The sequence below is a fragment of the Gordonia sp. ABSL11-1 genome, assembly GCF_030315685.1.
Classification (GTDB): domain Bacteria; phylum Actinomycetota; class Actinomycetes; order Mycobacteriales; family Mycobacteriaceae; genus Gordonia.
This window is the reverse complement of the sequence record NZ_JASXSI010000035.1, coordinates 1-21,179: the sequence shown is the minus strand read 5'-3', so window position 1 is coordinate 21,179 and position 21,179 is coordinate 1. Positions and strand designations below refer to the sequence as shown.

General features: G+C 66.9%; 19 protein-coding genes. 14 read left to right on the top strand and 5 right to left on the bottom strand.

Annotated features, from left to right (window positions below):
- Positions 1-83: 83 nt before the first annotated feature.
- Together QSJ19_RS24630 and QSJ19_RS24625 are read right to left on the bottom strand one after the other, a co-directional pair.
- The gene (locus QSJ19_RS24630; protein WP_286323681.1) at positions 84-1,271 is read right to left on the bottom strand and encodes an ABC transporter permease; all 1,188 of its coding nucleotides are present in this window, start codon (positions 1,269-1,271) and stop codon (positions 84-86) included.
- 2 nt (positions 1,272-1,273) lie between these two features.
- Complete coding sequence (locus QSJ19_RS24625) at positions 1,274-2,146, bottom strand: ABC transporter ATP-binding protein (RefSeq protein WP_286323680.1); 873 nt, start codon at positions 2,144-2,146, stop codon at positions 1,274-1,276.
- A gap of 337 nt (positions 2,147-2,483) precedes the next feature.
- Between QSJ19_RS24625 and QSJ19_RS24620 the strand changes: the two genes are divergently transcribed.
- Positions 2,484-2,681 (top strand): hypothetical protein, encoded by a 198-nt coding sequence (locus QSJ19_RS24620; RefSeq protein WP_286323679.1) that lies wholly within the window; start codon positions 2,484-2,486, stop codon positions 2,679-2,681.
- Here the strand turns inward: QSJ19_RS24620 and QSJ19_RS24615 are convergent.
- Positions 2,678-2,989: a hypothetical protein gene (locus tag QSJ19_RS24615; protein ID WP_286323678.1), complete on the bottom strand. Its 312-nt coding sequence runs from the start codon at positions 2,987-2,989 to the stop codon at positions 2,678-2,680. The two genes, QSJ19_RS24620 and QSJ19_RS24615, sit on opposite strands and share 4 nt — an antisense overlap.
- Positions 2,990-3,071: 82 nt before the next feature.
- Positions 3,072-3,821 carry an IclR family transcriptional regulator gene (locus QSJ19_RS24610; protein WP_286323677.1) on the bottom strand — a complete coding sequence of 250 codons (750 nt, stop codon included), beginning with the start codon at positions 3,819-3,821 and terminating at the stop codon, positions 3,072-3,074.
- Positions 3,822-3,984: 163 nt separating this feature from the next.
- Between QSJ19_RS24610 and QSJ19_RS24605 the strand changes: the two genes are divergently transcribed.
- The 10 genes from QSJ19_RS24605 (at position 3,985) to QSJ19_RS24560 (ending at position 16,977) form a co-directional block, all read left to right on the top strand.
- Complete coding sequence (locus QSJ19_RS24605; protein ID WP_286323676.1) at positions 3,985-7,770, top strand: ABC transporter ATP-binding protein; 3,786 nt, start codon at positions 3,985-3,987, stop codon at positions 7,768-7,770.
- Positions 7,771-7,877: 107 nt separating this feature from the next.
- Positions 7,878-8,918, top strand: coding sequence for an NrtA/SsuA/CpmA family ABC transporter substrate-binding protein (locus QSJ19_RS24600; protein ID WP_286323675.1), 1,041 nt, complete (start codon positions 7,878-7,880; stop codon positions 8,916-8,918).
- A complete protein-coding gene (locus QSJ19_RS24595) occupies positions 8,915-9,784 on the top strand; it encodes an ABC transporter permease (RefSeq protein ID WP_286323674.1) in 870 nt (289 codons plus the stop codon). The genes QSJ19_RS24600 and QSJ19_RS24595 overlap by 4 nt, the downstream gene beginning before the upstream one ends.
- Entirely contained in the window at positions 9,781-10,578 is a 798-nt protein-coding gene (locus tag QSJ19_RS24590) for an ABC transporter ATP-binding protein (protein ID WP_286323673.1), read from the top strand. The genes QSJ19_RS24595 and QSJ19_RS24590 overlap by 4 nt, the downstream gene beginning before the upstream one ends.
- Before the next feature lie 8 nt (positions 10,579-10,586).
- On the top strand, positions 10,587-11,687 hold the full coding sequence (locus QSJ19_RS24585) for an ABC transporter substrate-binding protein (protein WP_286323672.1): 1,101 nt from the start codon (positions 10,587-10,589) through the stop codon (positions 11,685-11,687).
- Positions 11,687-12,778: an LLM class flavin-dependent oxidoreductase gene (locus tag QSJ19_RS24580; RefSeq protein ID WP_286323671.1), complete on the top strand. Its 1,092-nt coding sequence runs from the start codon at positions 11,687-11,689 to the stop codon at positions 12,776-12,778. Before QSJ19_RS24585 ends, QSJ19_RS24580 begins: the two co-directional genes overlap by 1 nt.
- Before the next feature lie 48 nt (positions 12,779-12,826).
- Entirely contained in the window at positions 12,827-13,999 is a 1,173-nt protein-coding gene (locus QSJ19_RS24575) for an LLM class flavin-dependent oxidoreductase (RefSeq protein WP_286323670.1), read from the top strand.
- A gap of 68 nt (positions 14,000-14,067) precedes the next feature.
- Positions 14,068-14,784 (top strand): class II aldolase/adducin family protein, encoded by a 717-nt coding sequence (locus tag QSJ19_RS24570; RefSeq protein WP_086534013.1) that lies wholly within the window; start codon positions 14,068-14,070, stop codon positions 14,782-14,784.
- 38 nt (positions 14,785-14,822) lie between these two features.
- Positions 14,823-15,746 carry an ABC transporter substrate-binding protein gene (locus tag QSJ19_RS24565; protein ID WP_286323669.1) on the top strand — a complete coding sequence of 308 codons (924 nt, stop codon included), beginning with the start codon at positions 14,823-14,825 and terminating at the stop codon, positions 15,744-15,746.
- Positions 15,747-16,854: 1,108 nt separating this feature from the next.
- Complete coding sequence (locus QSJ19_RS24560; RefSeq protein ID WP_286323668.1) at positions 16,855-16,977, top strand: hypothetical protein; 123 nt, start codon at positions 16,855-16,857, stop codon at positions 16,975-16,977.
- Between the two features lie 4 nt (positions 16,978-16,981).
- On the opposite strand, the gene QSJ19_RS24555 is transcribed toward QSJ19_RS24560, so the two are convergent.
- On the bottom strand, positions 16,982-17,173 hold the full coding sequence (locus QSJ19_RS24555; RefSeq protein WP_286323667.1) for a hypothetical protein: 192 nt from the start codon (positions 17,171-17,173) through the stop codon (positions 16,982-16,984).
- Between the two features lie 65 nt (positions 17,174-17,238).
- On the opposite strand from QSJ19_RS24555, the gene QSJ19_RS24550 reads away from it, so the two are divergent.
- The 3 genes from QSJ19_RS24550 to QSJ19_RS24540 all read left to right on the top strand — a co-directional run bounded on the left by QSJ19_RS24550 (position 17,239) and on the right by QSJ19_RS24540 (position 20,977).
- Positions 17,239-17,850 carry an AAA family ATPase gene (locus QSJ19_RS24550; protein ID WP_286323666.1) on the top strand — a complete coding sequence of 204 codons (612 nt, stop codon included), beginning with the start codon at positions 17,239-17,241 and terminating at the stop codon, positions 17,848-17,850.
- Between the two features lie 626 nt (positions 17,851-18,476).
- Positions 18,477-19,820 carry a PQQ-binding-like beta-propeller repeat protein gene (locus tag QSJ19_RS24545; RefSeq protein ID WP_286323665.1) on the top strand — a complete coding sequence of 448 codons (1,344 nt, stop codon included), beginning with the start codon at positions 18,477-18,479 and terminating at the stop codon, positions 19,818-19,820.
- Between the two features lie 629 nt (positions 19,821-20,449).
- The gene (locus tag QSJ19_RS24540) at positions 20,450-20,977 is read left to right on the top strand and encodes a hypothetical protein (protein ID WP_286323664.1); all 528 of its coding nucleotides are present in this window, start codon (positions 20,450-20,452) and stop codon (positions 20,975-20,977) included.
- The last annotated feature ends 202 nt before the right edge of the window (positions 20,978-21,179 follow it).

Sequence of the window (21,179 nt, the reverse complement as noted above, 5' to 3'; positions counted from 1 at the left end):
CGAGAGGTAACCGCCACCGGACAACGTCATACCAACCCAACCGGCTCGCCCGAGATCAGTAGTACCCGAGCCGTCACACGCACTCAGGCGATCCGCACTCCTCGGGGCAACTTTCGCGCAGGCACCCGCAACCTGCGCGCAGCGACGGTCAGTCCGATCGCTCCGAACGCCATGTTGGCGAGCAGACCCAGATACCAACTGTCCCCGATGCGGGCGCGTTCGTGCGCGGTCTGCCCGGCATAGAACCTTCCGGGGCTGCTGTCACCGGAGGTGCTGAACCAGGCTCTCTGGTCGCCGCAGCGCGGTGCATCGATGTAGGGACCCATACGTGCCGCCGACAACGTTTCCGCGATCGGCGTCAGCAATGTGGGGCCCGGTGGGCGGTGCCCGGTCTCCCAGACGCGAACTTCGGGGTTGTCCTGTGGTGCAACGATGTCCGGAACAATCAGCACTGGATTGGGTGCCAGCAACCACCAGATACGTTCGGTGTGCGCGAACGTCTCGGTCGTTTCGACGTCACGGCAGGTCGGCGGCGTCGACGCCGCGTTCTCCGGCCAGCCGTCGGGCGCAGAGTAACGGGCGCGAGTCACCTCGTGATCCTCCGATGTCGTCGTGTACAGCAGTCCGAACAGGGCCGGCAACCCCAACAGGAGGAAGAACACGGTCGCCTGCGTGAGGACAGCCGAACCGGCGGGCCGGGCCGTCAGGGCCGAGAATCCCAGTCCGATCCCGCAGTAGCAGGCGAACAACACTGCGCACACGACGACGCCGAGGATGCCGCGCCCGAATCCGTAGGGAGCTGCGATGATCGCCCACACCAGGTAGGGCAACGCGACCACCATCAGCGCCAGACAGCACACCCAGTTGCCGATCAGCTTCCCGAGCGCCAGCTGCCAATTGCTGATCGGGGTGGCCTGCACCACGGCGAGAGTGGCGTCCTTGCGGTCTCCGTTGATCGTCGTCGCGGTGAGCGTCGGCGCCAGGACGATACCGAGGAACAACAGGGCGCCCAACACGATGGCGTACAGGTTCTGTGCCCACTGGTGGTACGACGACTCCGAGGGGTTCACGGCGACAGCCATCGATCCGAATACCACCGCGGAGATGACGACGAACGACAGTACGAGGGTGACCTTCCAGCGTGTGGTCCGCACCCGCTGGCGGAGTTCCAGACCGATGAGGACGCCGACGACAGACCACCATCGGCGCACCCGTTGAGTAAACGGCGCTGTCGGCTCGATGGCGTTCCGGTGCTCGGTGACGTTGGTCATCGTCACGTCCTGTCGGCGTCGAGCGCAAGGTAGGCGTCTTCGAGTTCGGTGTCTACGCGGGCGAACTCGACGACTTGATGTCCGGCGGCGACCAGTGCAGCGAGATGCTGGGCGGCACTCTGTTCATCGGGGAACGTGATCGTCGTCGCCGTCGCGGCAGGTTGGCCGGCTTCGCGGATGCGCCACCGGCGGCCGACGGTGTGTTCACCAGTGGGTCGGGTGCGCCCTTCGGTCATGATGATGACGTCGTCGACCATCTCCGACAGCTCGGTGAGAATGTGCGAGGAGACCAGGACCACACATCCGTCGTCGGCGAGGGTGCGGAGCTGATCGCGCAACTCCACCCGCGACCGCGGGTCCATTCCCGACGCAGGCTCGTCGAGCAGCAGGACGCGGGGGCTGTGGACGAGGGTGCGGGCGAATCCGAGCCGCTGCTTCTGTCCGCGGGACAGCTCATGTGCGGGACGGTCGGCGAACTCGCGGAGGTGAACCAGCTCGAGCAGTTCCGCGGCGCGGGCGCGAGCATCTGTCCGGGAGAGCGAATGGAGCCGACCGAAGGTGGACAGGATCTCCGTGGCCGTCAGACTGTCCCAGGTGCCGAACACGTCCGGCATCCACCCGACCATCGATCGCAGTCGCGGCGGGTCGACCTGCGTGCCGTCCACCGTGATGGTGCCGGTGTCCGGTCGGAGCAAACCGGCGAGCATCAGCAGCAATGTCGTCTTGCCTGCGCCATTTGGACCGACGAGACCGGTGATGGCACCGGCCCGCACCGCAACGTCCGCGTCCGCCACGGCGATGTGCCGCCCGAACGCGCGGGTGAGACCGTTCGCCGCCAAAGCCATGCCCGCGACGATACCGTCAGGGGTGGTCATCTCGAGCTGACCAACACGGCGTGCGGTCCCCGGCGATTTCTCGTGCTGTGTGCACGTTGGGCCCGCATGAGAGGCACGAGAGCGCGCCGGAAAGTGGATAATCCACTTTCCGATGCTCCTGCGTGACTTTCATGCGGGCCGACTCCGGCAGGGTCACAACGCAGGTGCCGGAACATCACGTTGCGAGGCGGTCCGACGACGATCGTGCCGCGGGGTCTGGTCGTGTCGGACTGCTTCGTGGATCGTCGGCAGTTCAGTGACACGGTCGGTGACGGCGAGGTGCCCGACGACGTGCTCGATCCGGGTCTCCAGATCGCGAGGTAGGTCCCCGGCGTCGATGAGCGTGATCGCACTCGGTCGACACATCGGTGTCGAGTTGGGCGCAGATCGGCACTGCGCGGACGTGGCGCGCCTCGTCGTCGCCGGGTCTCGTCACCACGTGGCGTGGGGGAAGCAGCACGAACTCGACTGCCGCGGCGGAGTCGTCCTCGACGGAATCATCACCTGGCTCAAGCGGTTGTGCGATATCCGCTAGCGGACCAGCGCGGTGGTCAAGGCGACGAACTGCTTGCGTACAGCTGCCTCATCCATGTCCAGAAGAAGTTGATAAATGGCTCCGTCGTAGACAGTGACGACTGCGCGGGCGAGGTCTTTGGCGGTGGGCAGGCTTGGCGGCGGGACGATCTGCAGTATCTCGATGGCGTCGGCAAGGTGATCGATGATGTGTTCGCGCAGAGCGCGGCGATGTGTGGCGAGGTGCTCGGCGATGTCGGGGTACCGGGCGGCGCAGGCGAACCCGCAGGTGACGGTGAACGTAACGGTGGACGTTACGTTCACCGTCATTCATCATCCAGGGTGCCTGGATCTGCTTGCGGACGGCGCTGAGCTGAAAAGGGCTCGGCGTCAAAGAATCTGGACCTTTCGCTCACTGTGCCAGGGCGATGCTGATGTCCCGGGCGGTTGACCGGCCGAGGTCGACGAGAAACGGGATGCGTTCGGGGCTCATGAGTTCGGTGGTACCTCGGATGCCGAGGGCGAAACGCACATCGGCGCCACCGTCGGTCGGGAAGATCGGCAGGCCGATGGTGCGGTGTCCGGCCGCCAGTTCCTCGTCGTTGAAGCCGTAGCCCCGTTCCCGGGTGACGGTCAGTTCCTTCGCGAGCTCGTCGGCGGTCCGCACGGCGCGGTCGGTGCCGCTCATATACGGGAGGCGTTCGAGTTCGTCCTGGCCGACCTGGGAGAAGGCGAGCAGGGCTTTGCCGAGCGCGGAGGCGTGCAGCGGTAGCAGGACGCCCTGGAGCGCATGCCCCTCCGCTTCGCGCCACCGGCTCGTGCCGAGGAGGACGACCTCGTTGCCATAGCGCATCGCGACCGAGGCTGATGCGCCGGTGGTGGCCGCCAGCCGTTCCAGATGGGGTTCGGTGAGGTAGATCCGGTGCTGGCGATAGGCGATTTGACCGTACTGTGCCAGCGCGCCGCCGAGGCGGTATCGGCTGCCCTCCGCGGTCTTCTCGAGGAAGCCGGCATCGACCAGCGCGGTCAGCAGACGGTGAGTCGTGCTGAGTGCGAGGCCCTGCGCGCGGGCCACGTCGGTGACCCCGAGCTCCTCGCCGCCGCGGAAGCAGCCGAGAACAGCCAGCGCCCTCGACACGGTCTGCACACCAGGACCTGCCATCGCCTCCGTGCCTCCCGACTAGAAATCGGCCTGATTCAGGGCCTGGCCACTTTCCACTATTCGGAAGATACTCCTCGCGGAGTGGGCCGTCGACATCAGGATCAGCGCGGTTCGAGCTCGGCAAGTTCAGGAATCAGGGCAATGATGAGATCCGAGGAGACGTGTGACCGACGAGAGTGGGCCGGGCTGGCTACGACGGCTCTGGCAGTGGGTGCGTCCCTACCGCGGCCGGGTGTCGGTGGCGCTCGTGCTGGCGGTGGTGGGGCAGGGGGTGCTGGCGCTGGTGCCGCTGGTCGGGCAGATCATCGTCGACGACGTCCTGCTCGACCCGACGGAATCCCTCGCGTTCTGGATCGGCGTCCTGTGCTCCATCGGTGTGCTGAGCTTCGTCTCCCATGCGCTGCGCCGCTATATCGGCAGCCGGTGTGCCGTCGACGTGCAGCACGATCTGCGGGTCGCGGTCCATCGTCACCTGCACGCGCTCGACGCGCGCCGCCGGGCGGAACTCGCTGCGGGCGATGTGATCTCGCGGGGGACCTCGGATCTGAACCTGATCCAGATGTTCATCTCCCAGGTGCCGCTGTTCGTCGCCAACCTCACCCTGCTTGCGGTCGGCCTGGTCGTGATGCTCGTCCTGTCCCCGCCTCTGTTCGTTGTCGTGGCGGCGAGCGTCCCGGTCCTGTTCTGGGTCACGCGCCGGCTCCGCCGCGAACTGTATCCCGCCTCGTTCGGCGACCAAGTGCTGCTGGGCCAGGTCGCCGCAGCGGTCGACGAGGAGATCGCCGGGGTCGAACTGATTCGTGCGTTCGGTCAGGAGGCGACGCGGCTGGACCGGTTCCGCGCCCGCGCGACCCGCCTGTTCTCGTCGCGCCTGCGGAGCGCGCGGATCTCGGCCCGGTGGAGCGCGGCGATGGTCGCGGTCCCGGTCTTCACCCAACTCGGCGTGCTCGTCGTCGGGGGGTGGCTGGCCATGAACGAGCACGTCTCCGTTGGTGTCTTCCTCGCTTTCGCCTCGTACGTGCTGCAATTCGCGCCTCCGGCGAGGCTGCTCGCGGCGATGGTGACGACGATGCAGCTCGCGCGCTCGGGGGCGCGTCGGGTGTTCGCACTCTTGGACACCGTGCCGGCGATGGACCCGACCGGTCCGGATCTCCCGTCGCCGCGCGGGGTTGTCGAGGTCACCGGCGTCGACCTCGCGCTCGGCGGTCACCCCGTCCTTCGTGGTGTGACCACCTCGATCGCCCCGGGCAGCAGGGTGGCGATCATCGGTCCGTCCGGTGCGGGCAAGACGACGCTCGGGTCGCTCATCGCCCGCCAGTTCGACCCCGACCGGGGATCGGTGCGGATCGGTGGTACCGATCTGCGTGCCGTGTCGCCGCGGTCGGTGCGGTCGGCGGTGATGATGGTGTTCGACGAGAGCCTGCTGTTCTCGGGCACGCTCCGCGAGAACATCGCGATGGGTTCCCCGGCCGATGGCGCCGCAGTCGCCGCCGCCGCCCACGCTGCCGCGGCCGACGAGTTCATCGAGCAGCTGCCTGCGGGATACGACACCGTGGTCGGACCCGGCGGGATCTCGTTGTCGGGCGGTCAGCGTCAGCGGATCGCACTCGCCCGCGCCTTCTTCGCCGACCCGGCGGTACTGATCCTCGACGACACGACGTCGGCGCTCGACCCGACGACCGAGCGGACGGTGTTGGCGAGCCTGGAAGGCCTGATGTCCGGCCGGACCACGATCCTGATCGCCCGACGGCCCGCGACGACCGAACTCGCCGACCAGGTCATAGTGCTCGAATCAGGTCGGATAACGCACGACGGTCCGCCGTCGGAGGTGCTCGCCGACCCACGCGTCGCGGCTCTGATGGCCGGTGGCGCGATCCGGGGCGCGACCGCTGCCACGCGTTCGGGGGTGACGGACGATCAGGCGATCCCGAGTCCGGAGAGCTGGCCGGAAGTCGACGAGGCCGGCGCTGACCCGGTGGTCCGGGCCCGGCTGGGACTCGACGCCGACGAGAGCGGCAAACAGGTCCAGCAGGTGGACTCGCACCTGCGCGAGGCGCTCCTGGCGCTCCCGCCGCTGACCGAGGTGCCCGCGCCCGGCGACGACCGTCCGCCGCCGAGGCCGTCGCGGACAAGGGTCTTCGGCTTGACCGGTTCCCTGCGTCCGTTCTGGTGGCCCGTCGCGCTGTGCGTCGTCCTGGTCATCGTCGACGCGGCGACGACGCTGGCCGTCCCCGCCCTCTTCCGCCACGGCATCGACAACGGTGTCTCCGCGGACGCGACGACCGTGTTCTGGGTGACGTGCGCGATCGTCCTGGTGATCGCGCTGGTGTCCTGGCTGAACTCGTGGGTGCTGGCGCTGCGGGCGGCGAGGGTCTTCGAGCGTGTGCTCTTCGCGCTGCGGCTCCGGTTGTTCGGGCACCTGCAGCGACTGCGCATCGACTATTTCGACGGACGGCAGTCGGGCCGCATCGTCACCCGGCTCACCAGTGATGTCGACGCGGTCGGGCAGCTGATGACGCAGGGCATGGTCAACGCGATCGTCAACATGTGCACATGTGCCGGCATCCTGACCGCCCTTGCCGTGCTCGACATGCGATTGGCAGCCGCGATGCTCGTCACCATCCCGTTGCTCGCGGTGGGGTCGTGGATCTTCGTGCGGGGCTCGAATCGGGCGTACCTGCAGGCGCGTTCGCGCATCGCGACCATCACCGCGCTGCTCTCCGAACACCTCGGGCGGGTGCGGATCACCCAGGCGCACAACGCCGAGGAGTGGACGACGGGCGCCTTCGACGGGCACTCGCAGCGCTACCGCGATGCGCGCCGCCGTTCGATGCTCTACATCTCGGTGTTCTTCCCCTTCCTGAACCTGCTCGCGGTGGTGGCCAAAGCGCTCATCCTGATCGTCGGCGCACAGCTCATGGACGCGGGCACGCTCACCACCGGTGTGCTGGTCGCCGCGCTCCTCTACGTGGATCTGTTCTTCACCCCGCTTCAGCAGTTGTCGATCGTGCTCGACCTCTGGATCCAGGCTCGGGTCGGCACCCAGCGGATGCGCGGCTTCCTCGACACGCCCGTCGACACGCCCGTCGACACGCCCGCCGACACCCCCGTCGACACCCCCGTCGACGAGGACGTGCGGCCGGCGCCGGCCGGAGCCGGCGGATCACTCGGCGCGGCAGTCGAATTCGACGGGGTGGTGTTCGGCTACTCGTCGGCGACGCGGACGCGTGGTCGACCTGCGCTCGACGGACTGGACCTGGTCATCCCCGACGGCGAGACCGCGGCCGTGGTCGGCACGACCGGTGCGGGCAAGAGCACCGTGATGAAACTACTGCTGCGGTTCTACTCGCCCGACCGCGGCGTCGTCCGGGTCGGCGGCGTCAACCTGCGCGACGCCGGCTCACGGGACCGTCGTCCGGATGTCGCCTATGTGCCACAAGACCCCTACCTGTTCGCCGGGACGGTTGCGTCCAACATCGCGTTCGGACGTCCCGACGCCGGGCAGACCGAGATCGAGCGGGCGGCGAGATCGGTCGGTGCACATGAGAGCATCGCGGCCCTGCCACTCGGCTACCAGACGCCGGTGGGGCCGGGCCGGGCCACGTTGTCGGCGGGACAGCAGCAACTGATCTGTCTCGCGCGCGCCGAACTCGTCGAGCCGGACCTGCTGATCCTCGACGAGGCGACCTCGGACATCGATCTGGGTACCGAAGCCGAGGTCCTCGCCGCTCTGCAAGCAGTCGCTCGGAGGCGCACGACGGTACTCGTGGCACATCGACTGACCACGGCAGCCTGGGCGGACCGGGTCATCGTGATGAGCGACGGCCGGGCCGTCCAGTCCGGGCGGCATACGGATCTGGTGTCGATGCCGGGGCTGTACCGCGACCTGTGGCAGAGCTACGTACCTACTGACCCAGCCCGGAGTGAGGTTGTCAAGCTTTCCAACTAACGGAAACGCAGAGGTGTGCTAGGTGTCAGCGTCCACATAACGTCAGCGGCAACTCAGTCCTCGTGTTCATCAGAGCACGGTCCCCACCTGTCGAACAGGAGCCGTTCATGCCCGGATCTACCCCGCGATTCCGTCTCGCTTCCGCCGTGGTCGTGGCGGCAGCGCTGCTCACCGCCGTCACCGGCTGCACGTCGGGTGACTCGGACACCGGCGCCGATGGTGGTGGTGATCAGTTCGTGCTCAAGGTCACCGACCCGGGCAACGCCGGACCGCTGGCCGTCGGCAAACGCGACGGGACCTTCGACAAGGCGCTCGCCCCGCTGGGCGCGACGATCGAATGGGTCAACTCGACCCCGGGCTTCTCGTCCAACCTCAAGTTGTTCAACACCGGTCAGCTCGATGTGTCCGGCGGTGCCTACAGCCCTGTCGTCGGAGCGTCGTCGAAGAATGTCGGCGTCAAGATCATCGCTGTGGCCGATCCGGTCGGTAAGGACCAGAACGGCATCTTGGTCACCAAGGACTCCGGGATCACCGATGTCAAGGGACTCGTCGGCAAGCGAATCGCGGTCAATCCGGCTGCCAAGGGCGAGTACATCACGCTGAAGGCGTTGCAGCAGGCGGGAATTCCGTTCGACCGGGTCGAGCGGGTGCCTCTGCAGCAGGCGGACGCCGGTTCCGCGTTCTCCACCGGTCAGGTCGACGCCTGGGCATCCTTCAACGAGCCGTACCAGGAGGCGAAGGCCGCCGGTGGGGTGGAGATCGCCACCGAGGAGAGTATTGGTTCGGTCGACAACACCATCGTCGCCTTCCGGACAGAGGTGCTCGAAGAGCGGCCCGACGTCGCCGACGTATACCTGAAGACGTTGCAGCAGCTGACCGACCAGCAGCGCGAGAATCCCGACGACTACGAGAACGTCTTCGAGAAGGCTGGTCCCCGGGCGCTCAGCGGAGACCGGCTCACACGTGCCCTTGCTCTCGGTGCCGACGCGGCGACGCCGCGTTACCCCACGGCGAAGGATGCCGAGGACCTCGAGTCGGTGTCGGCGCTGTTCGTCGAGGCCGGCGTGATCCAGAAGCCGGTCACCGCCGAGGATGTCTTCTTCGATCTGCCCGCACAGTTGCAGAAGTACCAGAGCGGACAGAAATGACCTCGACAACGGCCACCAAGAGGTCCTCGGGCGAGTCTGCGTCACGGACGGTCGACCGGATCGGCCTGGAGACCCCTCGTACGCGTAGGCAGCGCAGCCGGCCCGTGTGGCTCTCGCTACCACTGCGGTTCGTGGTGCCGGGGGGCATCGTCGCGGTCTGGTGGATCGGCACCGCCACCGGCACGATCTCACCGGCGGTACTCGCCTCACCCGGAGCCGTGTTCGACGCGTTCGTCGAGCTCTACGGCACCGGTCAGCTCGTCGACTTCGCGCTGGCGTCGCTGGAACGTGCGGCGCTCGGCGTCGGCCTCGGCGTCGGCGTCGGGCTGATCCTCGGGGTGCTCGCGGGCCTGTACACGCTCGGCGAGGAACTCATCGACTCGACGATGCAGATCAACCGAGCGATCCCGTTCCTCGCGCTGGTGCCCCTGTTCATCGCCTGGTTCGGCATCGACAACACATTCAAGGTGTTGCTGATCGCCATCGCCACGGTGTCGCCGATGTATGCCTACAGCTACCTCGGGGTTCGCAACGTCGACCGCAAGATGATCGAGGCGGCACAGGGTTTCGGGCTCACCGGGGGGCGTCTGATCCTCGGCGTGATCATTCCGGCGGCGCTGCCGGGAATCCTGATGGCACTGCGGATCTGCCTGTCCATCTCGATCACCGGTCTGATCGCTGCTGAGCAGGTCGGTACGCGTGAGGGCATCGGCTACCTGGTGAGTCTGGCGCAGGAGTACAACCGCACCGACTACATGATCCTGTGTGTCGTGCTGTATGCCATCCTCGGTCTGATCTTCGACCTGATCGTCCGCATTCTCGAGAAGTACTCGATGCCATGGCGGGCGGGGGTGAGCGTCCGATGAGCCCGGAGGCCCCACTGCCCCCACTCCTGGAACGGCAGCCGACGCGGGCGACTGCGCGCGAACGCCGTGCGGGCCAACCGGTTGCGGTCTCGCTGACCGGCGTGACCAAGACCTTCGGCCCGAAGACCGTGCTGCAAGCGGTCGACCTGAGCATCAGGCGAGGCGAGTTCGTGGTGCTGCTCGGTCCATCGGGTACCGGGAAGACGACGCTGCTGCGGTTGCTGACCGGCCTCGAAGAGCCCGACTCCGGTGAGATCCTCGTCCCCGCAGCACGCACGACCGTGTACCAGGAGCCGCGGCTGGTGCCCTCGAAGCGGGCGCTGGCCAACGTGACGATCGGCCAGCGTGGCGGCAAGAGCACGAAGGACCGCGGCCGGGCCGCGCTGGCAGAGGTCAACCTCGCAGACAAGGCCGAGGCCTGGCCGGCCACTCTGTCCGGTGGTGAGGCGCAACGGGTAGCGCTGGCCCGAGCCCTCGTCCGCGAACCGGAACTGCTGCTCCTCGACGAACCGTTCGCAGCCCTCGACGCCCTCACCCGGCTCCAGATGCAGGACCTGGTCGGCGATCTGGTGGCCCGGCACCAGCCCGCGGTGCTTCTCGTGACCCACGATGTCGACGAGGCGGTCCGGCTCGCCGACCGCGTGATCATCCTGTCGAACGGAACTTTCGGCGTCGACGAGGACATCGACCTGCCCCGCCCGCGTGACCGCTCCGACCCCGAATCGCTCCGCTACCGCGCCGAGTTCCTCCGCGAACTCGGCGTCGGCCGCATACATCCCGACACCGAGAGTTGAGGAACACCATGACCATCGACAGCGCGACCTCCCTCCACACCCCGACCACCCCGGCGCACTCTCCCGATGCCGACACCGTCTGGTACACCCGGTGCCCGGTCCCCACCGCGAGCGGTCTGGCCAACAGTTTGGGCTGGCTCGGTGAGCGGGCATCGGCTGCGGGCCTGGGGTTCTCGATCCTGCAGGACGCTGGCGCCGAACTGGCTCCCCGCCACTTCGACCATCAGTTGTCGGGGCTGATCCGCGAAGGCGGCAACGTGCCGGCGATCGTCGCCCGCGCGTCGGGTTCGCCGACACGTCTGATCGGCCTCACCTGGATCGACGAGTCGCAGTCGATCCTGGTGGGACCCGACTCTGACATCGACGATGCTGCCGGGCTCCGCGGCAAACGGGTCGGCATTCCCGCGTGGGCGGTCGACCAGGCACGCAGCTTCCCCCGCGCGATGTCGTTGCACGGCTTCGCCTCCGCGCTGGCACTCGGCGGACTCTCGTTCGGGGACGTGATCGTCGTCGAGACGGCCGGCAACTGGGAACCGCGCGTACGCACCGAGGAGGCGGCGCGCTTGCGATCGGTGCCGTCCGGTTTCCCCGAATTGCTCGACGGTGACGTCGACGCCATCTACGTGAAGGGTGCCCGGGCTGCCGAGGCCGCCGCCGAGCACGGTCTGCGCGTCCTCGTCGACCTCGATTCGACCGAGTCGAGGCGGTCACGGGTCAACAACGGCACGCCGCGACCGATCACCGTCCACGAATCGCTGCTGCAGGATCATCCCGAGGTCGTCGTCGGTTTCCTCGCCGCGAGTCTGCGCGCGGCGGACTGGGCCGCCGGAAATCTGACCACGGTCCGTGAAGTGCTTGCGCGGGAGACATTCTCGGGTCCGGACGGCGTTGTGGCGGCATACGGGGACGATTTCCACACCTCGTTGCACCCGTCGCTCTCCGAGGAGCGCCTGGATCTGCTGGGAATCCAGAAGAGCTTCCTCTACACCTACGGTTTCCTGCCCGCCGACTTCGCTATCGAGAGCTGGGTCGACTCCGAGCCGCTGCGACGTGCGCGCGCCGAGATCGGTGCGGCCACACCCATTTCGGACATCGTCGGAGAAGCGTGATGGTCGCCTTCGAATGGGAGGTGCCGACGCGCGGTGACAGCCGGCACGTCGGTTCCGCCGGGCGCCACCGCGGTGGCTGGGCTCCGGCCCCCGGGTCGGCGGTGGCCACCGACCTCCGAACGGGTGGCCGGTGGGATCCGTTCGACCCGACCGAACAGGTCATCACCGCGATCGACACGGCCGGTTACGACACGGTGATCGCCCCGTACGACCCCGCCGGTGAGGAATCGTGGATCCTGGCGGGTATCGCGTTGCGGCGCACCCGTCATGCGCGCGTCGCAGTCGAGTTCCATCCCGGTTTCGGGACACCGGTCTACGCGGCGAAGGTGTCGGCGACCTTACAGCGGAACTCCGACGACCGGCTGCAGTGGCAACTGCGCGTGGTGACCGACGCCGCGGACAACCGGGCTCGCGGAGACCGACTGACCGATGCCGAGCGCCACCGCCGCGCGGACGAGTTCCTGACCGTCGCGAAAGGGGTGTGGGACGGGGCCGGGGCCCGCCAGGGCGGTTTCGACGGTGGCGAGTTCAACCACGTGGGCGAGTTCTACGAGGTCACCGACGGCGGGCTCGACCGGTCGGTGCACGGCCATCGTTTCCCGACCGTCCGCCTGGGCGGTGAGAGTGACGAGGCGCTCGCGCTGTCGGCCCGGCACGGCGACATCCACCTGTTCGAGTTGTCCTCGACCGGTGCGGCACCGTTGGTCGGGCCACTCTCCGAACGGGCGGCAGCACTCGGACGAACCGTGGAGGCCGGTCTCTACCTACCGGTGATCGCCCGGGCGACGAAAGACGAGGCGGTGCAACGCCTGCGCCGTCAGTGGCGTGACGCCTACGGCGCCGACGCCGACACCCGCGCGGAGGATCTCTGGGTCGACGACCTCACCTTCGCCGGGTTCGACCGGATCGGCCACCGGCATCCCATCGGTCTGGTCGGGTCGTACGACGAGGTCGCGCAACGCATCGTCGATCTGACCGGACAGGGTTTCGAGCGCTTCGTCCTGTCGGGCATACCGAACATCGAGGAACTCAACCGCAACACCGAGCACCTGCTTTTCCGGGCCGATGAGCGCAACCGCGTCCTGGCCTGACCGACCGACTCCTGACCGACCGTGTCCTCCATCGACGAGCGGAGACCCATGACCATCGACTTCTACTGGCGGATAGGGATGGGTGGCGACCATGCCACCCTGCGTACTCCGCGCCGGCTCAACCGGGGCGACTGGCGCGGCGTCCAACCGGGCAACCTGACGCCGGCGATCCGTGCGGGAGAACGCGACTCCTACAGCTACATCGACCACATGGCGGCCGTGGCCAAGGCCTCGGAGAGCGCCGGCTTCGTCGGCGGGTTGCTCCCGTCGTTCCCGGGGACCGACGATCCGTGGGCGGCCGCTGCGGCACTGGCCCGAGAGACCAGTACCTACCGGTTCATGGTCGCGTTCCAACCGGGGTTCCTGCATCCGCTGCAGGCCGCCCGGATGTCGGCCAGCCTGCAGCGCGCAACCGGGGGACGGCTCGTCTACAACATCATCAGCGGGGGCGGCGGCCCGGCTCAGCTGTGGTGGGGCGACAAGGTCGCCCACGATGACCGGTACCGCCGGACCAGCGAGTTCCTCGACGTCCTCAAGGGAGTGTGGGGGAGTGAGCCGTTCGACTTCGACGGCGACTTCTTCTCCACCGAGGGTGCGGTGCTGCCACCACAACTCGCCGAGACACCGTTCCCCGAGATCTACTTCTCCGGGTCGTCCGGCGCTGCGGTCAACGCCGCGGGCAGTCATGCCGACTACTACCTGTCCTGGCTCGAACCCTTCGCGGATCTGCGTGCCAAGTTCGACGGGGTGCGCGAGCACGCGGCGCGGCTGGGACGGCGTCCGCGGTTTGCGGTCCGCATCGACGTCCTCGCCCGGCACACCGCCGAGGCGGCGTGGGCCGAGATCGCCGAGGGCTGGCAGCACGTCGACCGCGCCGCGGCGAACCGCCAGGCGCAGGGCGACTCCGTCGGCGCGGGCCGGATCAAGGGCTGGGTGCCCGAGAACATCACCGACTATTCCGATCTCGAGGTGCAGCCCAACGTGTGGTGCGGATTCAGCCTGATGCGCGGCGGACCGGCGTTCGGGCTGGTCGGCAGCTACGAGCAGGTCGCCGAACGACTCGACGAACTGATCGATCTCGGTGTCGACGCCTTCATCCTGGCGGGCAACCCCCATCTCGAGGAGGCCTATCGGGTGGGCGAGGAGGTCCTCCCGCTCCTGGGACGATCGCGGCTCGGCCGTGCCGAGACGACCGCCGGTTCCGCCCTGGGCGTGGGCTGAGCAGCGCCGCATTCTTTGTCACACGCCATCGTCGAAGACAGACAACCCATTTCATCGCAAGGAGAGACATGACCACCGTAGAAACCGGACTCGACCGCGAGGTCGCCGAATTCGTCGCCGAGGCGACCGAGCACGCACAGAAGGCGTTCGACGTCTTCCGGACCACCGGGACGGTGTCGGCGAACGGGACCGCCAACTTCGTCGAACGCGTACCCGGTCGTGAGATCGCCGTCGCACTGAACGACCCGGGTCCCTGGGCCGACGACCTGACCGTCCGTCCGGTGGTGGCGACCTTCGACGGCGAGATCCTGTCCGGTTCGGGCGCAGCGGGTTTCGTGACATCCTATGCGCCGGTGTTCCGCGCCCACGAGGACATCACGACCGTCGTGCACATCCACACGCCGTGGCTGGGTGCCTGGGCGCAGACCCACCGGACCCTCCCGATCCGGTACGCGGCCTCCCAGCGGTTGACGCTGTCGCGGGAGATCCCACCGCACATCAACCGCCGCCAGCCGGCGTCGGAGTTCATCCTCGAACGGCTTCAGGAGGATCCGCACCTCGCCGCGATCTTCGAGGCCAATGGCGGGTCCAACGTGATCGGTCGCCGGGGACTGCTCGACACCGCGAAGTTCATCGTCCTGCTGGAGGAGGGCGCCCAGTTCCAGGCGATCGCCGAAGGACTCGGCGGGTCGGCGGAGTTCCACCCCACCAATCTCGAGGTGCAGTGGAAGCGCAGCGGTCTGCTCCCTGAAGCGCGCGAACGCGGTCTCATCCCCGAACTCTGAACCGCCCCCGAACCACCCCACACCACTGAGGAGAGACAATGACCGTTCGAGTCGGCTACTTCCCGCACAACAACTCCCTGTTCGTACTCCGCCACCGGGGCATCCTCGAACAACGCATCGACGTCGAGTGGGTCGACCTGCGGAGCCTACCCGCGTCGCCGGAGCCGGACCCGACCACCGGCCTGCCCACCCTGCACTCGGACTGGCTGTTCACCGAGGGCGGGTACGACTTCATCGGCACGGGTTTCACGCCGCCGATCACGGGTCTGGCGCAGGAGCGCGATCTGGTCTATGTCGGAGTGTCCGGACCACGTACCGAGAACGGACGTCTTGTGGTGAAGGCCGACTCCGAGATCGACTCGGTGTCCGCACTGAAAGGCAAGCGGGTGGGTATCGCCCATGGTTCGTGGCAGACGACATTGCTGCTGTTCGCGCTCGACTCGGTCGGCTTGACGTGGCGCGACATCGTGCCCGTCAACACCTCGGTCACCGACGGCGCCGACTCCTTCCGCAGTGGTGAGATCGACGCCTGGGTCGGCGCCTACCCCGGCCTGGCCGCCGTCGAACGCGATCTCGAACTCCGGACCCTGATCGACACCGAGGGACTGTTCAGTCACCCGTCGCTGTGGTTCACGCGGCGCGACTTCGCCGAACAGCACCCCGAGGAACTGGCCGCGATCGTCGACGCGCTCCGTGAGTCGGACCAGTGGATCGTCGATCATCCCCGCGAGGCAGCTGAGTATTTCGTCCGTGATGTCGTCGATCGCGGTGGGGACGCCAGTCTCGACGCCTGGGAGGCCGCCATCCGCAACCGGCCGTTCGGAATCGGGCCCGTCACGGAGGACTTCCTCGACGAACAGCAGCGTGCCGCTGACCTCCTCCATGCCAATGGACTACTCCCGCGCGCGGTCCGGGTGCGCGATGCCGTTCTGCCGTCGGTCGAGGCCGTCGTGACGAGGTGAGGCGGCCCGACTCGATGCTGCGCGGCTGTGACGTCCCCGTGCCGCGCGGCACGAGCGCGAAGCAGTCAGGGCTCGGTCGACGAGTGTGAACTCGCCGACGGCATTCGGATCACAGGTGATCGCGATGGCGGGATCGGATGCCGGCATCCGGAGGCTCTTCTCGTTCCGCGGCTGATGGTAGGGCCGATCACGAATCATGTTGGGGGGAGATGGCATCGGCTGTCATCCCCTTCCGATCGCCCGGTATCCGGGCCTTCGGATCCAGTTCACTATTGACGCTCGTGTCCACGCCACGCAGGGGTGAGGAAACGATGGCGCTCGACCGGGATCTGCCCTGCGGCTGCCTTCTCGGCCTTGTCGTTCTCGGAATTCGGGATGGTGCCCGCACTCGTGTGCTGGTACGCAGGCGGCATCCGCGGTCGGTTGTTCGGATGAAATCTCGCTCGACCTCGGCCAGCGGGACTAGAGTTCCATGCAGTAATCGGGATCGGTTAACGCCGAAGCTGTTTCACGTCTCGACCCGCCCACCCTCTGAGGAAACATGGATGCACGAACTGCGCGTCTGCTGACCGCACGAGACGACACGTTATGGACGAACTACTCGGCAGTCGCCGACTGGATTTCGAGGTCAGTTCTCCTGGGTCCGCCGTGGTTGCCGGATTTCACGGGCTGGCAACCCATCCTGCCGACGGTGTACTCGCCGACCTTGCCTGAGCATCCCCGGTGGCCTGTCCCACCTGTTCCACCTGGCCCGCCGCCGTGGCTTCGTCCCGCAGCTCCGGTCCCGGATCCGTGGTTGCTGAGTCCTTTTTCTCATCCATGGGATTCCTCGCTCGGCCCATGGGATGCATTCGCGGCATGGAAGTCGGCCGCGATCAGCACTCGGGTTCTGGACCTCCACTCAGCTGATCTCGTCTCAAGTGAAGACGGGGTGTTGTCGCACTTCGCAGATGGTTGGACAGAGCGTGTTCGGAAGGCCGATGTCGAAGGCGATGGGGATGGCACGGGTAAGCTGCCGATCACGATCGCCCTGCCGCCCAATTGGTGGCGATTCCCGGGTCCGAGGCCACCGCGTCCCAACGAGGTGGTTGTCGTCGACGCTGTCCTCGTGCTCACGGCAGCGGCGGTGACACTCGCGGAGGCGGGCTCGAGCTTCGATGACCCGACACCGATCGACAATGTGGCGGTGAACCTCCTCGACGCGGCCGCCGAATTCAGTCATCGCGGGTGATCGATCATGCGACACTCCGGACGGCGATGCGATCGCCGAGTGCGGGGAGGCGGGATGCGGTCCTCTCGCCGACGCAGGACGCTGCGGCCAGGATGACCGAAAGAGGGTGCGCAGATGGGAATTCCGTCGATTCGAGCCGATGGTCGATCTCTATCGCCGCAATGGTCTCTTTCAGAGATTCGGCGAGCTCGGCCACGGCGATCTCACCGGTAGCGAGTCAGGTTCTGTGACGATTCGGGCGTCTGGATTAGACTCGATCCGGTGTTGATCTGGATCAATGGAGCCTTCGGCGTGGGAAAGACCCAGACTGCCCACGAACTTCATCGTCGCCTGCCCGATGCGCACGTGGCCGATCCCGAACTGCTCGGTTTTGCTCTGCACAAGATGCTGTTACCGCAGCAGCGCAACGACTTTCAGGACCTTCGACAGTGGCGTATCGGTGTCAGGGACACCCTCCTGCAAACGGAGCGACAGTGCCCAGGCCCGGTGATCGTCCCAATGACACTGGTCGATCACGACTACTTCGACGAGATCATCGGTGGACTGCGCAGCGCGGGCACGGACACGCATCACTATGCGCTGACTGCTCCGGCACCCGTGATCCACGCCAGGCTCAAACGTCGAGCCGCGCATGTGGCCGGCCGGATCGTCGGAGTCCGGGAGACCTGGGCGATGCAGCAGACCGGCCGGTGCGTGGACGCGTTGACGGGCGAGAGGTTCGCAACCCGTGTCGAAACCGCTGGTCGTCGTGTCGACGACGTCGTCGAGGAGATTGCCGTCGACGTCGGCCTCGAACTCGTGCGACCTCGACTGAACGTTGCGCGGTACCAGCTTCGGCGTGCCGCTGTGGGCCTGCGCCATGTTCGCCTCTAGCGCTGGGCGCTCGCCTGCTGCAACTGCACAAGCTTCCCGGTATGTCGAACTGGCTGCCCGCATCGGTAAGTCGCATTGCTGCCCCATGCTGGGTCGTGACCGACGGTGATCGGCCGGGACGGCGAGGTGCGTAGGTAGGCGCGTACAACGTTCGTCGAACCGGAGGTGGTAGGGATGCGCACCACGGATCGACCCGCTCCGCTGGGGGATGTGGCAGTCGATCTCGGCCGACGTCGACATGAGGGTCACCCAGGGGCGGCGTCGAGTGGATTATCCACTCGACGGCCCGCTCTCGTGACTCTCATGTCAAGCAGGCTGGGTCGCCAGGGGCATGTGGCAACGGTGATCTCACGAGAAGACGCCGGCCCACGCCTGGCGGTGGGCGATGGCGGAGGCACGCCGACTTCCCGGGATCGTCGTACTCCTCTGCCGACGTCGGGGACAGGCGCGTCTCAACGTTGCGGATCCTGCATCGTGATTGACTGGTTCACATGGCAGCTCGTGGTCGACGGGAAGGACTGGTGCTGGCTGTCTTGTCGGCAGTCGGGGTCCTGGCATTCGTGGCGGCGGGAGCTGTGTTCGGCGACGCAGCCGAACGGCCAGTCGAGACACAAAGTTCGGAACAGATGCCGAGACCCCCACACAGTCGGTGGAAAGTCGACGCGGCAGCGTTGTTCGGCGCCGAGTTCGCACACGCACGACTGTCTGTCGAGGTCGCTGAACCTGTGCTGATCGTCAAGGCGAACCCGGACGGTTCAGGCAAGCGTGGTGCGCTGATAGCGCTGGACCCGGCCACGGGTCGTCCGTTGTGGCAGTCGCCCAGAACCGGATGGGACGGCCCGTGCGCGATGAGCCGCGACGACCGCCTGGCCTGCGTGCGGATCGTCAGAGACGCAGGGGCCGTCGTCAACAGGGTCTCGTTCATCGATCCACGCAGTGGTCAGGATGTGGCCACCGCGACAATCGACACTGCAGGGTGGTCGACGATCACACGTGCCGGCGATGGATTCCTCGTGGTGACCGGCGAGATGGAGAACATCGCGGTTCCGGAAGAGGTCTCCGAAGACACCGAGATGCGCGTCGCTCTTGTCACGAGCGACGACATACCCGATCAGCGGGTGAGGATCACCCGGTTCGACTCCCACGGCCACCTGTTGTGGACGATTCGGCCGCCGGTCAATCATGATCAGCTCGCCGTTTCCGGCACTGGGAATCTGTTCGCTATGGCGGGCCGCTATCGTGGCGGCCTTGCCGTCTACCGCCTGGACACCGGCAGAGCACTCTACTCCACCCCAGCGAGGCCGCGAGGTGCCGACGCCAGCAATCTCGGGCCGGACTCGGTGATCGTGCATCGGTGGGGTTTCGTGACCAGCCGGTCGACCCCGGGTCGTTCCCGGGTGGAGTTCTTCGACGTCGACGGCCGCAAGAGCGGCGACATCGCTGGATGGCGTGTGCCTCGACAGGAGGCATTCAGTGAGCAGGCCACGACTGCCGGTGGTGATGTGTTACCCCTGGTGTCGAGCACCGATGTGGGCATGGCGACGATCCGCGACCATGTGCTGAGGTGGGCCACTCTCGCGGCACCATCATCATCGGTACAGATGCTCGGTGATGAGTATGCGGCGGCTGTGCGCGAGGACTACTCGGGTGAATTTGGAATCAGACGAAACTGGACGATCTTCGACGCCCACAACGGCGCCCGGCGAGGCACGTTCACTACCGGATACGGTCAGGAATACCTCGGCTTCGACGGTACCCGGCTGCTTTTCAAGGGCGACCCTGCAGCCGATCATCGTCCGAACCATCCGACCCTCGCCGCCTACAACGCTCAGTCAGGTCACCGAGAATGGCGATTGCCGTCACCGAGCACCACCGCCCGATGGCACTCGACCGCACCGTATTTGCTCCTTCTCGACGACGGCACGCCGGGTGCGGGGGTATCTTCCTCGATCGCCCGATACGTGCCGTGAAATCGCAGCACCGTGTCACCGAGTCTGCACGCCGGACTTCCGCAGACAGCGGGGCAGTCGGAGTGGCGCGACCAGGTGGCCGCGTGGCGCTGCGACTGCTTGATCCCGGGACGCGGAGAATCGGGATGACCGCCCAACGGCGCCGACACACCGCGTGATCACCGCCGAGCCGACCGTGACCGTGCATCCCCACTCGGCGTTCTTCTTCCACGCGACGACGACGTGGGTCGACGATTCACCCCGTGCACGCCGACGGGAAGTGTCGGCCCCCAAGTTTTTGCACCAAATGCCCGGCAATCGATGCGTGTCGGAGGTGGAACCACACCCCGTGGATCGACAAACCGCGGAGCAGAAACCGACAAACGCGAGCCCATGGCCAGATGTCGTGTAGCCCAGACAATCTGATTTGTGAATGACGACCCACGGGTCTGCCGCAGTAGGCCTGCGGTCGTCGCTTGGCGGACCATCCGGCGTGATCGATGCAGTTAGCGTCGTCCTCAACACCGTTCCGCCGCAGGTGTCGGCGGCCTGGCCTGCGAAGGCCGAGCTCGGTGGCTACGTTCCGTTGATGAGTTTGCTGAATGGGCAGCGATATGCGTGTCGGTGCGAGAAGCGGTGCAGGACTGTTGGTGTGCGCGTCTGCGGTTGTGGCGGTGTGCGGGGGCGCCGGGGTTGCGCATGCTGCATGGTCGGTCGTGCCCGGCGAGTTCACCCATACGCAGTCCCTCGCCAATGGTGTGTTGACCGTGAAGGTCACCAACACCACGCCCTTCAACGCGGGGTGTCCGTTGTCGATCTACAAGGGCCGTGACTTCGCAGCGGTCCAAGGACTCGCGGAGACCGTGAATGCCTACTACGGCGGTACCGCCACGACAGCCGACATCTCGGCAGTGCGTGCGAAGGTTTCGGAAGAGCCGGTTTCTTCCGCACAGTTCACAGATCTGCTCCGACGGTCCGATCGCGGCGGGCGCCACCGCTACTGCGACGTGGAGTTCCGGACGATCCGATACGTCGTACTCGGGTATCAGAACCGTGCAGCGAGCGATGATCAGGGCACAGTGATCTGGGGAACCCAGGCGTATCTCGTCAGTGGCAGCGGTGCATCCGCCGGCAACGTGGGAACGGGGAGTCTCGGCTCGTTGCTGCCCGGTGCGTGACGGGGGCGTCCGACCGGCGCCACGGCTCTCGGTCGCGCAGCCCACACCACGTGCGCGACAAGTCCCTGCCCGCGGTACTTCGCTCGAGCAAGATCAGACGGGACGGCGCGACTTCGGTGCGATCGCGAGAGCGGTCGCCTGGTCGTGGCAGCCTCGTCCCTGGTGAGCGCGGTGGTACTGCTCCGGTGGGGTTGGCGATGGG

What these genes read in the sequence shown, in the direction of transcription:
- QSJ19_RS24590 (WP_286323673.1), top strand. Translation starts at nt 9,781, where the DNA reads ATGAGCCCGGAGGCCCCACTGCCCCCACTCCTGGAACGGCAGCCGACG.
- QSJ19_RS24620 (WP_286323679.1), top strand. Translation starts at nt 2,484, where the DNA reads ATGAGCGTGATCGCACTCGGTCGACACATCGGTGTCGAGTTGGGCGCA.
- QSJ19_RS24585 (WP_286323672.1), top strand. Translation starts at nt 10,587, where the DNA reads ATGACCATCGACAGCGCGACCTCCCTCCACACCCCGACCACCCCGGCG.
- QSJ19_RS24625 (WP_286323680.1), bottom strand. Translation starts at nt 2,146, where the DNA reads ATGACCACCCCTGACGGTATCGTCGCGGGCATGGCTTTGGCGGCGAAC.
- QSJ19_RS24595 (WP_286323674.1), top strand. Translation starts at nt 8,915, where the DNA reads ATGACCTCGACAACGGCCACCAAGAGGTCCTCGGGCGAGTCTGCGTCA.
- QSJ19_RS24615 (WP_286323678.1), bottom strand. Translation starts at nt 2,989, where the DNA reads ATGACGGTGAACGTAACGTCCACCGTTACGTTCACCGTCACCTGCGGG.
- QSJ19_RS24565 (WP_286323669.1), top strand. Translation starts at nt 14,823, where the DNA reads ATGACCGTTCGAGTCGGCTACTTCCCGCACAACAACTCCCTGTTCGTA.
- QSJ19_RS24570 (WP_086534013.1), top strand. Translation starts at nt 14,068, where the DNA reads ATGACCACCGTAGAAACCGGACTCGACCGCGAGGTCGCCGAATTCGTC.
- QSJ19_RS24600 (WP_286323675.1), top strand. Translation starts at nt 7,878, where the DNA reads ATGCCCGGATCTACCCCGCGATTCCGTCTCGCTTCCGCCGTGGTCGTG.
- QSJ19_RS24545 (WP_286323665.1), top strand. Translation starts at nt 18,477, where the DNA reads ATGCCGAGACCCCCACACAGTCGGTGGAAAGTCGACGCGGCAGCGTTG.
- QSJ19_RS24580 (WP_286323671.1), top strand. Translation starts at nt 11,687, where the DNA reads ATGGTCGCCTTCGAATGGGAGGTGCCGACGCGCGGTGACAGCCGGCAC.
- QSJ19_RS24610 (WP_286323677.1), bottom strand. Translation starts at nt 3,821, where the DNA reads ATGGCAGGTCCTGGTGTGCAGACCGTGTCGAGGGCGCTGGCTGTTCTC.
- QSJ19_RS24630 (WP_286323681.1), bottom strand. Translation starts at nt 1,271, where the DNA reads ATGACCAACGTCACCGAGCACCGGAACGCCATCGAGCCGACAGCGCCG.
- QSJ19_RS24575 (WP_286323670.1), top strand. Translation starts at nt 12,827, where the DNA reads ATGACCATCGACTTCTACTGGCGGATAGGGATGGGTGGCGACCATGCC.